The sequence below is a fragment of the Bacillus tianshenii genome (assembly GCA_020524525.2).
Lineage (GTDB): Bacteria > Bacillota > Bacilli > Bacillales > Bacillaceae_N > Bacillus_AV.
In genome coordinates this window covers 498882-512419 of the sequence record CP129018.1, presented here as the reverse complement: position 1 = coordinate 512419, position 13538 = coordinate 498882, and the positions used below count along the sequence as shown (strand labels likewise).

At 42.6% G+C, this 13538-nt stretch carries 17 protein-coding genes; 9 read left to right on the top strand and 8 right to left on the bottom strand.

All coding sequences use genetic code 11. The annotated features are described in order from the left end of the window. Positions 1 to 104: 104 nt before the first annotated feature. Positions 105 to 1091 (top strand): ketoacyl-ACP synthase III, encoded by a 987-nt coding sequence (locus tag LC040_02485; GenBank protein ID WLR51792.1) that lies wholly within the window; start codon positions 105 to 107, stop codon positions 1089 to 1091. A gap of 53 nt (positions 1092 to 1144) precedes the next feature. Here LC040_02485 and LC040_02480 read toward each other — a convergent pair whose 3' ends face one another. Then, complete coding sequence (locus tag LC040_02480) at positions 1145 to 1921, bottom strand: 3-hydroxybutyrate dehydrogenase (GenBank protein ID WLR51791.1); 777 nt, start codon at positions 1919 to 1921, stop codon at positions 1145 to 1147. A 201-nt stretch (positions 1922 to 2122) separates the two neighbouring features. Between LC040_02480 and LC040_02475 the strand changes: the two genes are divergently transcribed. Genes LC040_02475 through LC040_02465 form a run of 3 tightly spaced genes read left to right on the top strand, consistent with a single transcriptional unit; the run spans position 2123 to position 5721 of the window. After that, a complete protein-coding gene (locus LC040_02475; protein ID WLR51790.1) occupies positions 2123 to 2878 on the top strand; it encodes a DeoR/GlpR family DNA-binding transcription regulator in 756 nt (251 codons plus the stop codon). Further along, positions 2875 to 3786 carry a 1-phosphofructokinase gene (gene pfkB, locus LC040_02470; GenBank protein WLR51789.1) on the top strand — a complete coding sequence of 304 codons (912 nt, stop codon included), beginning with the start codon at positions 2875 to 2877 and terminating at the stop codon, positions 3784 to 3786. The genes LC040_02475 and pfkB overlap by 4 nt, the downstream gene beginning before the upstream one ends. A gap of 54 nt (positions 3787 to 3840) precedes the next feature. Then, entirely contained in the window at positions 3841 to 5721 is a 1881-nt protein-coding gene (locus LC040_02465) for a fructose-specific PTS transporter subunit EIIC (GenBank protein ID WLR51788.1), read from the top strand. Positions 5722 to 5819: 98 nt separating this feature from the next. Here the strand turns inward: LC040_02465 and LC040_02460 are convergent, their stop codons facing one another. After that, positions 5820 to 6113: a hypothetical protein gene (locus LC040_02460; GenBank protein ID WLR51787.1), complete on the bottom strand. Its 294-nt coding sequence runs from the start codon at positions 6111 to 6113 to the stop codon at positions 5820 to 5822. Positions 6114 to 6330: 217 nt separating this feature from the next. Between LC040_02460 and LC040_02455 the strand changes: the two genes are divergently transcribed. After that, the gene (locus LC040_02455) at positions 6331 to 7017 is read left to right on the top strand and encodes a hypothetical protein (protein WLR51786.1); all 687 of its coding nucleotides are present in this window, start codon (positions 6331 to 6333) and stop codon (positions 7015 to 7017) included. A gap of 153 nt (positions 7018 to 7170) precedes the next feature. On the opposite strand, the gene LC040_02450 is transcribed toward LC040_02455, so the two are convergent. The 4 genes from LC040_02450 to LC040_02435 form a co-directional block, all read right to left on the bottom strand. Next, entirely contained in the window at positions 7171 to 7341 is a 171-nt protein-coding gene (locus LC040_02450) for a hypothetical protein (GenBank protein ID WLR51785.1), read from the bottom strand. Between the two features lie 21 nt (positions 7342 to 7362). Beyond that, positions 7363 to 7515 (bottom strand): hypothetical protein, encoded by a 153-nt coding sequence (locus tag LC040_02445; protein WLR51784.1) that lies wholly within the window; start codon positions 7513 to 7515, stop codon positions 7363 to 7365. A gap of 22 nt (positions 7516 to 7537) precedes the next feature. After that, positions 7538 to 8479 (bottom strand): Rpn family recombination-promoting nuclease/putative transposase, encoded by a 942-nt coding sequence (locus LC040_02440; protein WLR51783.1) that lies wholly within the window; start codon positions 8477 to 8479, stop codon positions 7538 to 7540. 170 nt (positions 8480 to 8649) lie between these two features. Beyond that, positions 8650 to 9162, bottom strand: a complete 513-nt coding sequence (locus LC040_02435; GenBank protein WLR51782.1) for a hypothetical protein — start codon at positions 9160 to 9162, stop codon at positions 8650 to 8652. A gap of 233 nt (positions 9163 to 9395) precedes the next feature. On the opposite strand from LC040_02435, the gene LC040_02430 reads away from it, so the two are divergent. From LC040_02430 to LC040_02420, 3 genes are all read left to right on the top strand, one after another. Beyond that, positions 9396 to 10340: a hypothetical protein gene (locus LC040_02430; protein WLR51781.1), complete on the top strand. Its 945-nt coding sequence runs from the start codon at positions 9396 to 9398 to the stop codon at positions 10338 to 10340. 155 nt (positions 10341 to 10495) lie between these two features. After that, on the top strand, positions 10496 to 10789 hold the full coding sequence (locus LC040_02425; GenBank protein WLR51780.1) for a hypothetical protein: 294 nt from the start codon (positions 10496 to 10498) through the stop codon (positions 10787 to 10789). A gap of 86 nt (positions 10790 to 10875) precedes the next feature. After that, positions 10876 to 11310 (top strand): Hsp20/alpha crystallin family protein, encoded by a 435-nt coding sequence (locus LC040_02420; GenBank protein WLR51779.1) that lies wholly within the window; start codon positions 10876 to 10878, stop codon positions 11308 to 11310. Between the two features lie 128 nt (positions 11311 to 11438). On the opposite strand, the gene LC040_02415 is transcribed toward LC040_02420, so the two are convergent. Beyond that, a complete protein-coding gene (locus LC040_02415) occupies positions 11439 to 11972 on the bottom strand; it encodes an N-acetyltransferase (GenBank protein WLR51778.1) in 534 nt (177 codons plus the stop codon). Positions 11973 to 12270: 298 nt separating this feature from the next. Between LC040_02415 and LC040_02410 the strand changes: the two genes are divergently transcribed. After that, positions 12271 to 13047, top strand: coding sequence for an acetoin reductase (locus LC040_02410; protein WLR51777.1), 777 nt, complete (start codon positions 12271 to 12273; stop codon positions 13045 to 13047). Between the two features lie 47 nt (positions 13048 to 13094). On the opposite strand, the gene LC040_02405 is transcribed toward LC040_02410, so the two are convergent. Next, entirely contained in the window at positions 13095 to 13469 is a 375-nt protein-coding gene (locus LC040_02405) for a DUF3895 domain-containing protein (GenBank protein ID WLR51776.1), read from the bottom strand. Positions 13470 to 13538 lie beyond the last annotated feature (69 nt).

Below are 13538 nucleotides of genomic sequence, written 5' to 3'. Positions count from 1 at the left end.
ATGATTTTTTTCAGCATGATGTCCTCTCCTCTTTCAATATTTAAGACCTACTGCTAGCACTTAGTTCCAAAATAGCTTAAAATGGAATTTGAGGTGGTAATAAAATGTTTAAATCGAAAGCTCGTCTTACAGCAATTGGGACATATGTTCCTGAAAAGAGGTTATTGAACGAAGACTTAGAAAGAATGGTCGACACGAACGATGAATGGATCACCAAGCGAACAGGAATTAAGGAAAGAAGAATGGCAGCAGAAGATGAATTCTCCTCTTCCTTGGCGATTAAAGCAACTCAAAACCTTGCTGACAAGTATGGCAAAGATTTACACGACGTTGACTGCATTATCGTAGCCACGACAACACCAGATTATGCGTTTCCAAGCGTGGCATGCCGAATCCAAAACCATTTTAACATTCCTGAGACAACAGGCGCATTTGATTTGAATGCGACGTGTGCAGGCTTTGCATATGGATTGCATTTAGCGAACAACCTCGTAACAACCGGGGCACACAAAAAGATTCTCGTCGTTGCGACGGAAACATTAACAAAAGTTACAGATTATACAGACCGAACGACTTGCATTTTATTTGGCGACGGTGCTGGCGCTGTCTTAGTGGAATATGACGAAGAGAACCCAAGCTTTATTTCAACTCATATGGGGACAAATGGTGAAGGCGGACGACACGTCTACCGCAAAACACTAGCTCCAACTATGGACGGCGAACCATTAAACGAAAGTGAAAAAATGGTCCAAAACGGGCGTGAAGTCTACAAATGGGCAGCCCGTACACTACCAGTTGGAATCGATCAATTACTTGAAAAAGCTGAACGAACAACAGATGATCTGGATTGGTTCGTTCCACACAGTGCAAACATGCGCATGATTGAATCGATCTGCGACAAAGCCGGCATTTCACTTGACCGAACATTAACAAGCATGCAATACATGGGGAATACATCATCCGCTTCCATTCCGTTAGCACTACATGAAGGAATTAAGGAAGGAAGAGTTCAAAACGGCGATACCCTCTTAATTTACGGGTTCGGCGGCGGACTGACTCACATGGGACATTTATTAAAATGGAATATATAGCATGAAGAAACGCCTATCCTCTCTTAGAAGAGATAGGCGTTTTCTGTTTTTTCTTATTGCGCTGTATACCCGCCATCAATCACAACTGCTTGGCCTGTAATGCTTTTCGCTTTATCACTTGCAAGAAACAAGGCATAATCCGCGATTTCTTCTACTTGAAGCAGACGTTTCTGTGGTACCATCGGATAAATCACATCTTCTAGCACCTCTTCCTTCGTTACACCGCGCGTCTCAGCTAAGTCTTCAAGCTGATTACGGACAAGCGGCGTGTCGACATAACCTGGGCAAAGGGCATTAACCGTCACCCCGTGCTCTGCACCTTCAAGCGCCGCAACTTTTGTAAGCCCGATCACACCATGCTTTGCACTGTTGTAGCCTGCTTTCCCTGCAAAACCAATTAAACCATTCACAGATGCCATATTTATAATGCGGCCATAGCCTTGTTCTTTCATGATTGGAAAGGCAAGCTTCGTTGCAATAAACGGCGCTGTCAGCATAATCTGTACAAGCTGTTCGAACTTTTCCGTCGGGAAATCCTCAAGTGGTGCAACATGCTGAATACCGGCGTTGTTTACCAGAATATCTAATGAGCCATAATGGTCCTTCACTTTATCAAATGCAGCTTGAATATCAGCATCCTTCGTCACATCAACTGCTATTCCCAATGCCTCATAGCCGTTTTTCTTCATTTCATCAGCTGCTTCCTTCACGCCGTCTTCATTAATATCAGCAAGGACGACTTTTGCGCCTTCTTTGGCGAACTTCTCACCAACTTCATAGCCGATTCCACGTGCCCCTCCAGTAATCAGAACGACTTTATTTTGTACCATGAACAATCATCCTCCTTCTAATCTACTAACATACTTTCCGCAAATAGTTTTACTAAAACCTTAAACAATACAGATCGTAGAGTTTCATACATGTTTTTGAAAGATTCCCACTCAATTAATGATTGTAATTGAATGTTTATGATTGATTTTGAATGTTTTGTTGATTATACTGGAGGTACAAAAGTCATAGGAGGTGGGGCGATGCTGACAACAGAACGTCACCACATTATTTTGTCCTTACTGAAGAAGCAGGAAGTTGTGAAGCTGCAAGAGCTTGTTGATGCAACAGGTGCAAGCGAATCAACAATACGAAGAGATTTAAATCATCTGGAACAAACCAAATTTTTAAAGCGTGTTCATGGCGGAGCATCATTGCTCCAAGGCAAGCGGATTGAGCCAAGCATTTCAGAAAAGGAAGCATACGCTCTTGAAGAAAAGCGGCAAATTGCTGAGCTTGCAGTCTCTCTAATCGAAGATGGCGACTCTATTTTCCTAGATGCAGGAACAACAACGCGGCAAATGATTGAGCTGCTTCCATCGAAAGAACACCTTACCGTCGTAACAAACGGCTTAAGCTTAGTTGAACCATTAATTAACGCAAACATTGAAGTATATACAATTGGTGGATTTGTTAAGCCGCGCACGAAGGCCATGGTTGGTGCCTCAGCCTCGGAATCGTTGAATACCTTCCGTTTCGATAAATGCTTCATGGGAACGAACGGCATTCACCCAGAATACGGCTATACAACCCCAGACCCTGAAGAAGCTGCAATTAAAGCAGATGCAATGCGTCTATCACGTGAACGCTATATGCTAGCAGATTCATCGAAGTTTGGAGAAATTGCGTTTGCAAAAATTAACGACCTGAACGAAGCAACGATTCTAACAAGCACACTTGATGAGGAGCACCGCTCTATCTACGAGAAAGAAACTCAAATAAAGGTTGTGACATCATGATTACAACATGCACACTGAACCCTTCCATTGATTATTTCGTACAGCTTGATTCATTAAATATCGGTGAAGTGAATCGCATGAACGCAGATAAGAAAGTACCCGGCGGAAAAGGAATTAACGTCTCTCGTGTCCTTACGCGTCTCGGCATCGCCAACAAAGCAACCGGATTTCTCGGTGGTTTTACAGGAGATTTTATTGAAAGTGAATTAAGAAGTGAGCAAATTGAGGCTGACTTTGTCAAGGTTCGTGATGATTCACGAATTAATATAAAATTTCAAGGCATTGAAGAAACAGAAGTAAATGGACAAGGCCCTCGTATTAATGAGGAAAACCTTCAACAACTATTTCAGAAGCTTGACTCATTACAAGCAGATGACATTCTCGTCTTAGCAGGAAGCATCCCTTCCTCCTTGCCAGACAACTTATATGAAGATTTAACGAAGAGGCTGACAGCTCAACATGTAAAGGTTGTTGTAGATGCGACAAAGAAAGCGCTTAAAAGTGTTCTTCCGCATCACCCCTTTCTCATTAAGCCGAACCATCATGAATTAGGCGAGCTCTTTGGTGTCACGATTGAAGCAGCAGAGCAAGCCGTACCTTATGGTAAGAAGCTAATTGAGCTTGGTGCTCAAAATGTGATTGTCTCGATGGCTGGAGATGGAGCCCTGCTCTTCACGAAAGACGGCGTCTACTTTGCGAACGTACCAAACGGCAAAGTCCAAAACTCAGTCGGTGCAGGAGATTCAGTTGTCGCTGGCTTTATCGCAGCATACAGCAAAGGACAGGCTGTGCAAGAGGCATTCCGTTACGGGGTCACAGCAGGAAGTGCTTCCGCATTTTCCACAGGATTCTGTACAGCGGAATTAATTGAACAATATATCAATCAAGTAAACGTCACTTCCCTATAGAAACAGTGCATCATTAGGATAGATTCTTCACCTTTTTAATAGGAGGGAAACAAGATGAAAATTACGGATTTATTGAAACAAGATACAATGATTCTCGAGCTCCAAGCCTCAACAAAAGCAGAGGCAATTGATGAGTTAGTCGAGAAGCTAGATAAAGCAGGCCGGCTAAATGACCGGGAACAGTTCAAAGAAGCGATTCTTACCCGTGAATCACAAAGCTCCACAGGTATTGGTGAAGGTGTAGCAATCCCGCATGCGAAAGTAAGCGCTGTAAAAACACCTGCAATTGCTTTCGCTCGTTCACAAGAAGGTGTGGATTATGAAGCATTAGATGGACAGGTAAGCCACCTGTTCTTCATGATTGCCGCTAGTGAAGGCGCAAACAATGAGCACCTTGAAACACTTTCACGACTTTCTACCATTTTAATGGATACTGGATTTCGTCAAACATTGCTGAAAGCTGAGTCAACAGAAGCGATTTTGCAAGCAATCGAAGAGAAGGAAAAGGAAGAGTTCGGAGAAGAAGAAACAGAAGATAACCAGGAACAGCCTGAAGAAGAACCAGCTGCTGCGGATTCAGCTAAAATTCTAGCTGTTACAGCCTGCCCGACAGGTATTGCCCATACCTTCATGGCTGCAAAAGCACTTGAAGAAAAGGCAAAAGAAATGGATGTCGACTTAAAGGTCGAAACGAACGGGTCAAGCGGTGCGAAAAATGTCTTAACATCCAAAGACATCGAACAAGCGACAGCGATTATCGTTGCAGCTGACAAACAGGTTGAAATGGAGCGCTTCAAAGGCAAGCATGTCATCCAAGTACCTGTTGCAGACGGTATTCATAAGCCTCAACAGCTGATTGAACGCGCCTTACAACAAGATGCACAAATCTTCCAAGGCGGCAGTGAAGCACAGCAGTCAACGGACAACAGCAGCGGTGAAAAGCGTACCGGCTTCTATAAGCACTTAATGAGCGGTGTATCCAACATGCTTCCATTCGTTGTCGGCGGCGGCTTATTGATTGCGATTTCCTTCTTCTGGGGAATTGAAACAGACAACCCATTCGCACAGCTATTAGGGAAAATTGGCGGCGAAAATGCCTTCATGCTGATGGTTCCAGTCCTTGCAGCATTTATCGCCCAATCGATTGCAGACCGTCCTGGCTTCGCTCCTGGTATGGTCGGTGGTTTGATTGCCTATAGTACGCAAGCTGGTTTCTTAGGCGGTCTTATTGCTGGTTTCTTTGCAGGTTATTTAATGCTATTGATTAAGCGTCTCTTTAAAGGATTACCTGAATCTCTAGATGGCTTAAAGCCTGTTCTTATTTATCCATTGTTCGGTATCTTTATTACTGGTCTTGTTATGTATGGCGTGGCTGGGCCGATCAGCTGGATTAATACGGGTCTACAAAATTGGTTAAATGGCTTAGGTACAGGGAACCTTGTCCTTCTTGGCTTAGTGCTTGGCGGCATGATGGCTGTTGATATGGGTGGTCCAATTAACAAGGCTGCCTTCACATTCGGTATTGCCATGATTGACGCAGGAAACTATGCACCACACGCAGCGATTATGGCAGGCGGTATGGTTCCACCATTAGGTCTTGCGCTTGCAACAACGATTTTCAAAAATAAATTCAATCAACAAGAACGTGAAGCAGGTAAAACATGCTACGCAATGGGAATTTCATTCATTACAGAAGGTGCGATTCCATTTGCCGCAGCTGACCCTGCCCGTGTCATCCCATCTTGTATTGCCGGCTCTGCAGTTGCAGGTGCACTAGCAATGTTATTCGGAATCGGACTGCCGGCACCACACGGCGGAATTTTCGTTATTCCAATCGTTACAGGTAACCCCTTCCTTTACCTTCTTGCTATCTTAATCGGTGCAGCAGTCACAGCATTACTTGTCGGCTTTTTGAAAAAGCCAGCTCACAAATAGACATAATTAAGCGGTTGTCCTAGCTCGAGGACAGCCGCTTTTCTTGTACGTTCAAAAAGAAAAGACCCTAAAGGTTTCACTCCTTTAGGGTCTTCCTCTTATTGCTCAACAAGCACTCGTTGACGCAGCTCTTCATTCACTGCCTTTCGACTCTTCCATAGAAAGCGGCAAACCTTTTCCCGCTCCATTTCAACCTCATATAGGTCGCAGTATGTTTCACCTTTTCCATGAAGTGTCCATTGCTTTTCTCGCTTCATTAATGTCCATTCCCCATTTCGCTCAAGGTCGCGAAATACAAAATACCATTTTCCCTTTTCCGAGTCGTACTCAGCAACCGTTTCAAATTGTAACAGCAACGCCTCAATATCTTTCCGCGTGCGGATTGTTCGCATCACATTTCACCTCATTTCGATTACTTAGCCTTAACCCCGTACTAATGTACATGCTTTATTCCACTACTTTTCCGAAAATCCTTCACGTCTGATAGGAATTTACAAACCTTTAGCCATTTCAACACATTTCTACAAAGGCGAAAATAACACATAATTTGGAATAAGATGCGATATAGTTGATTAAGGACAAACAAAGAAAAAAAGGAGCGCAATTATCGTGAAGAAACTCATTCTACTTCTTATAACAAGCATAATGCTTGCTTTACTAACAGGCTGTGTCAAATTCAACACCCACATTACCGTCAACAAAGATGGAAGCCTTAATTTAAAGCAAACAATCGGGGTTACGAAAGAGATGCTCGCACTGGCTGGAGAAAACAACGATATGTTCTCAGAAGCAGATATTGCGAAGATGCGAGAAGACGGCTATAAAGTCGAACCGTTTGAGGATGATGCATACATGGGCTATCAGATGACCCGGACATTCGCGAGCTTGAAAGAATTAGAGACAACAGGAGCCTTCCCCACAGGCGAAAAGCAAGCTTCCTCGCTCTATGATTCGTTTTCATTCAAAGAAAAAAACGGCTTATTCAAACAAACAATTATCATTGATGGCAATCTAGACTTCAGCTCTACAACTGGCGATGCCTTAAACGGCTTTCTCGGCAATTCAATCAAAGACAGCATGGACCTTTCTTTCTCTGCAACCTTGCCACTCAAACCAAAACAACACAATGCCGACAGCATCGACGGAAACACGTATACATGGAAACTTCAACTCAATGAACCAAACAACATTCATCTCGAACTCAACCTATGGAAAACCAAAACAATCGGCTTCCTCATCCTATTCGTCCTACTACTATCAACCATCACAATCCTCTACCTAAAGAAAAAAAGATGAATCGCTGGCTAAGACGTCACGTCCTGTGACAACGCCTGCACTAGCACATCCTGTGCGTCGAAAGCGGAGGCGGCTCGTTCAGGGGCGACAAGCCCAAACAAGAAGCACGCTTAAGCTTCTCATTGCCTAAGCGTGCTTCTTAACGTCCCCTTCTTATTTCAGCTTCGCAATTTCCTCTTCTGACAGGTCTGTTATTTCTTTAATCAACTCAACAGCAAAGCCTTCTTGCAACATCTTCTGCGCCATTACCTGTATTCCTTCTCGCAGCCCTTCTTGCTTTCCTTCCTCTCTCCCTTTCTTATGCCAAGACGTTTCAATCTTCATAACAGCTTCCTCCTCTAGACGCTATTCCTCCTTAAGCTTCTTAAGCTCTTCTTTTGGCAAATCAATAAATTCCTTAATTTCTTCTACTGTCAAACCCTTTTGCAACATCTTCCGCGCTACTTCTTGTAGGCTTTCCTCTCTCCCTTTCTTATGCCAAGATGTTTCAATCTTCATAACAGCTTCCTCCCTCTAGACGCTATTCCTCCTTAAGCTTTTCAATCTCTTCCTCTGACAGATCTGTTATCTTCATAATCTGCTCAACAACGAAACCTTCTTGCAACATCTTCCGCGCTACTGCCTGTATTCCTTCTCGCAGCCCTTCTTGCTTTCCTTCCTGCAAACCTTCTCGCAATCCTTCTTGTCTTCCTTCTTGTCTTCCTTCCTGTCTGCCTTCCTGTATCCCTTCCTCTCTCCCTTTCTTATGCCAAGATGTTTCAATCTTCATAACAGCTTCCTCCTCTTCTTCGGGTAAGGTGGTGATTTCGGTTTGAAGCTCGGTTTCTTCTTGCGGATTGAGCTTCAAATATCGCTCGAAAAAGCCTGTAATGAGTGTCATTCTTGCGTCATCCAGCTCCATTTTAACAAGCATGCGCAGGAATTCTTTCTTCACTTGAACGCGTTCAGCCTTACTGTAGTTCATTTTACTAAGCAATGCCGCCGCGGCTGGGTTGGGGGCTTTCAAGTAGTCGCGCCAATTAAGCTTTCGCAGCTCCAGTTTATCAAAAGCAAAGCGCAGCACCTCTTTAAATGGAAAGATGACCTCAAACGTATCCCGCTCTTCGTAATTCTCATCATAGCTGAACACAGCAACTGGCAGAATCGGCTTGCGGTGCTTTTCGTACAAGCGGCTGAAATATACAAACATCCGCTCATTAAAGGCCTCCTGCTTATAGCTTTGCGGCTCAACATGAATAATCACAATTGCCTCATCCTGATGCAGGCGCACCTTTGCTAATAAGTCTACACGGCGCTTTTCTCCTTCTAGTATGTCCGTAAACAATTCCTCCGACAGAAATGTGGTCGCTTCAAAGTCAACGGCCTCTGACACATGCGGAAAAAACGCAGCGAAGAACTCTTCAAAAAACGTGCCTAACAGTTCCTTAAACCAACGGTCATGATCTTGATATACAGTTGTCAATAAACAACTTCTCCTTTCTCTTATTATACAACAAATTCGGGAAAATCATCGCTTCTGAAGGAAGTGAATGAAGCGTAGGTGTGGAAATAAAAGGGGGTTCTTTTATAATGTTCGACTTCTCGCTTAGAAATCCTTTTACAACGTTGAAAAAGCACAGCGAGCTGCTGTGCTTAACTCTCTTCAATCACGTCTCCGTTCTGGTCGAACGCCTTGACTTTGATTGGCCTATTCATCTCTTCGCCTTTCTTCACGACATACCACAGTGATAAATTTTCTTTGATTCGAATACGGTTTGCCTGAATGCCGCCTTCACTGTCCACGACAATTCCATGCACTGAATCATCAGCTAAGCCGAACACAACTGACACATTTGGCTCTTCAACATTACTTTCATCCCATACGAAGGACTTTCCGCTTTCAATGCTTTGAAAAGCCTTTGGAAATCCGGCTGTTTTCAATGCTTTATTCCCGTCTTCATTCAGCACCGCAAAGTTCAATGCCTTCTTTTCATTTTTATAAAAAACAAGCGGTACATCTGCATCAAAGTGGTAGGCTTCATCACACGAATCATCAATGTGTGAAACGAGCACACATAATTTTTCTTTAAATGTTTGATCCTCATTATTTTGACATCCAGCAAGCACGAATAAGCCTGCCAGCATCACTATGAGCAGTTTCTTCATCCTTATCCCTCAATTCTTCTAACATTGTTTCTATTTAACGATTCTACAGAAATCTGGAGAGAAATGAAACTTTATATGCGACTCGTTCGTTACATTATTATAGGCCAAACAAAGACTAGTCTTGAAAAAAAGGACCTTTTTCTTAAAAAGGGGTTTAGGTCTGGGCAGTATGTGATATCTATAGTAGTATGTTTGAAGTGGTAAATTTTGTATTGAGAGGAGAAATGAGCAACATGAAAAAATGGGCTTTATTATTTAGCATTGCATTTGCACTTCTTCTAGCAGGCTGTGGACAGGAAGCAGGAACAGATAGCTCTGAGAATGCTGGAGAAGAAAATGCGGCTAAAGAAGAAGAAAAACTAACAGCTGAAGATGTATATAAGAAAGCAACTGAAAAGTCACAGGATATGAAGAACTTCGAGCTAGACGGCTCAATGGATATGAAGATGACGTTTGGTGAAGAAACACAAGAAATGAACATGAAGATTAACTCGAAATCTCAGCTTGACCCGCTTCTTATCCATCAAACAATGGAATCAGACGCACAATCAGCTGAAATGGAAATTCCAAAGATGGAAATGTACATGACAGATGAGTACATGTATATGAAAGATGCCCAGTCAGGTCAATGGCTTAAGATGAAACAAGCACAGCAAGGCTTCATGAAGGATATGATGGAGCAGCAAAAATCAATGAGCCCTGTGCAAAACCTTGAAATGCTGAAGCAATTCGCAGATGAAATGACACTTGAAGAAACAGATGACACATACGTACTTAAGATTACTGGAAACGGCGATAAGCTTGTTGACCTTGTCAAAGAAATGAATCCAGGCGGCGCATCTGGAGTAGACTTCGAACAAATGATGCAGCAAATGAACTTTGAAGAAATCAAATACTCTTATGCATTGAACAAAGAAACATTCCAACCGGAAAGCTTTGAAATGGATATGACAATGTCTGTCACACAAAACGACCAAACAATGAAGATTAACCAGCATATGACATCAAACATTAAGAACATTAACGAAGTGGAAGACTTAAGCATTCCAGAAGAAGTGAAGAATAACGCACAAGAAATCGAAGTTCCACAACAGCCTGCACAGCCAGGCCAATCACAACAACAACCTGCACAACCACAAGAACAACCAGCTGAGCCAGAAGTCGAAACAGCTCAATAATGCAAGCACTATACCAGGCTGAATGCCCTTATTCAGCCTGGTATTTTTTTACTCAATAAATACTCTTCCTCTTTCTGGGGATTATGACGGTATAGCCGTTCTTCCTCCCTTTCATACGAATGGTATAGGAGATTTCTACAAAAGAAGGTGATTCAATGTTCTTTTCTACAAAACGCTATTCTTGGCTGAGCTATACTGCCCTTACGCTTAGTATTCTTCTCATTGTATTTCTGTTCATCCTGCCGACACTTCCGCAAGTGAGCTGGCTTATGATGATGATGCGCATCTTCTTTCTCGTCGGGGCTCCTGCAAGCGTTATCATCAGCTCAATCGCACTCTTTAACAGCCAAGAAAAGAAGCCACTTGCCATTATTAGCTTAATTATTTCTATTACCTTTATTATTCTCATGATTATGTTCGTCTTCATGCCGCAAGTCTTTGCCACATAGAAGTTCTTGAGCGACACAGGTACTTGCATAATCCACCTCTAATTGCAAAAAATAACCTCGCATTACATAAACAGGAGGTTATGAAGATGACACTAACACCGTACGATCCGTTCAAACAATGGGCCAATATGCGCAAGGACTTTGAACGATTCTTTTCAGAGCTTCCACAAGCTTGGGGTGACAATCACCTCGGCAGTATCCGTGTCGATGTCCACGAAACAGAAAAGGAAGTCATCGCCAAATGCGACATCCCAGGCCTGGAGAAGAAAGAAGACGTCCATATTAATGTCGACAATCATACCTTAAGCATCAGCGGTTCCGTTAACCGCACAACCGAAACAAACGAAAATAACATGTACCGCAAAGAACGCTACGCCGGCAGCTTCCAGCGTTCCCTTTCCCTGCCGAGTCCTGTCTCACAAGACGGCGTCAAAGCAACATACAAAAACGGCGTCCTCGAAGTACGCATGCCTAAGCTCACACCTGATACGAAGAAGAAAATTGATGTGGAATTTAACTAAAAAGAGGAAAGGAAGCTTCTGAACAAGAGGATATGATATTCAAGAAAAAGAGGCGGTCAGCAGAAAATGTGATAAAACCATTTTCACGACCACCTCTTTTTCATGACATTTTGTTATTTTAGAAACGTTTACTCTAAGAAAGCTTCGGAATAATAAACGACACCTTGCACATTTTCAAGAGCACCCTCTGTTAATTCTAGAGCCATAAATGCTTCATCAGGCACCTCAAATGGGGCTTGGATCTTCCATAAGCTAGCGGGTTTAAACCCAAACTTAGGATAGTAACCTTCATGCCCTAAAACAATGACTGAATGATACCCAAGGTCTGTTGCTTTTTGTAAGGCAGTCTGAATTAATTTGCTTCCAATCCCTTTGTTCTGATGTTCAGGAGCAACAGAAACTGGGGCCAGTGCCAAAGAATCAACTTTATGCGCAGCGTCACCAATTTTTATTTTAGACAGAAGGACATGACCAATAATCTCTTTGTCTTGAGTTAATGCGACTAAGGACAGTTCAGGAATGAATGCATCTGACTTTCTAATTCTCTTAACAAGTAGATGTTCTTGCTGGTCGCTAAATTCTTCATTTAGAAACGCTCTTCTAATTATTTCCTCAGTCTTATTATCTTCTGTATTGCGTTCTTGCCGAATCAATATATCCATTTATAGTCTCCTTTTCTTCTAATAATCTTATCTTTATTGACCCTATAAATGGCACTTTCTTTATGAACAAAGTCCATTAAGAAAGTGTTACTCAACCAGCTCCAAACATAAGTTTAACAAACAAAAAACCTCCATTTTTTAATATGTGTTTATTTTAAGATGTTATTTCGTAGTCTTCAACCTCTAGTATATTACTTTCTTTTTTATTCAAATAAAGCTGTTCCACCGTTATGTTTTACACCTTTTTAAGACGGGAAGATTTTCTTGTGGAATCTTTGATTGAAAGGAATGGTGGAGAATGACAGATAAGAAAGTTGCAATTATCACAGGTTCAGGACAAGGTATCGGCAAAGGGATCGCACAAAGACTTGCCAATGATGGCTTTGCGATTGTGATTAATGACGTCAATCAAGAAACAGCAGAAGCGACCGCAAAGGAACTGCAAGACCAAGGAAAAGAAAGCTTCGCCGTTCAAGGAGACGTCAGCAACAGAGATGATCAATTCTCACTTGTCAAACAAACCGTCGACAAATACGGACGTGTCGATGTATTTGTCAATAACGCAGGAATTGACCAAGTAGCTCCGCTATTAGAAGTAACTGAGAAAGACCTTGAAACAATCTACAAGATTAACGTCTTCGGTACCTTATACGGCCTTCAAGCAGCCGCAGAACAAATGAAGAAACAAGACGGACGTGGAAAGATCATTAATGCATGCAGCATTGCAGGCCATAAAGGCTATAGCCTGCTTGGCGCCTACTCCTCTACAAAATTTGCTGTTCGCGGACTAACCCAAACAGCCGCACAGGAGCTTGCCCAATTTGATATTAACGTCAACGCCTACTGCCCTGGTATCGTCGGGACTTCAATGTGGGACAGAATCGATGCCAAAATGGTTGAATATATGGACCTTAAGCCAGGCGAAGCATTCAACAAATTCGCAGAAGGCATTACACTCGGCCGAACAGAAGAACCAGAAGATGTCGCGAACTTTGTCTCGTACTTAGCATCTTCTGATTCAGACTATATGACAGGACAATCTGTCATGATCGACGGCGGAATCGAATTTTCATAAGATGCACAAAGAGAAGGCGAAGGTCACCCCTCTCGCCTTCTCTTTGTTTAAAATAACGATAGCTGTCCTTCCTCTGGTTCGTCCTTCTCAGCTTCTTCCTTCTTCTCTTCGCTATGCTTACCCTTAGGACGAAGTGGTTCATCTGGATGCTGAATATGCAGCTCTTCAAGCTGCCCTTCAAACAAATACGTAATATCCCGCTTCTGCTCATCCTCTTTCACTTCAGCTGTTCGAAACTTCTTCCTCAGTCCCTCTAAATAAACCGCCACATATCCATACAAAACCGGCTTGCCTGTTGAATAGCTTTTCTTGCTTGAGCCTTTCCCGATCAAATAATCACATAATGCCATTAAGGAAAACGACTCACCATTCCGAGACTGGACATACTCATTGATTAGAAACATTTCTTTCGTTGTTAACACACAAAAGCACTCCTGTTATCTTTAACGTTAGATTCTAATGATAGTTTAACAGAGAGTGCCCCGAGATAA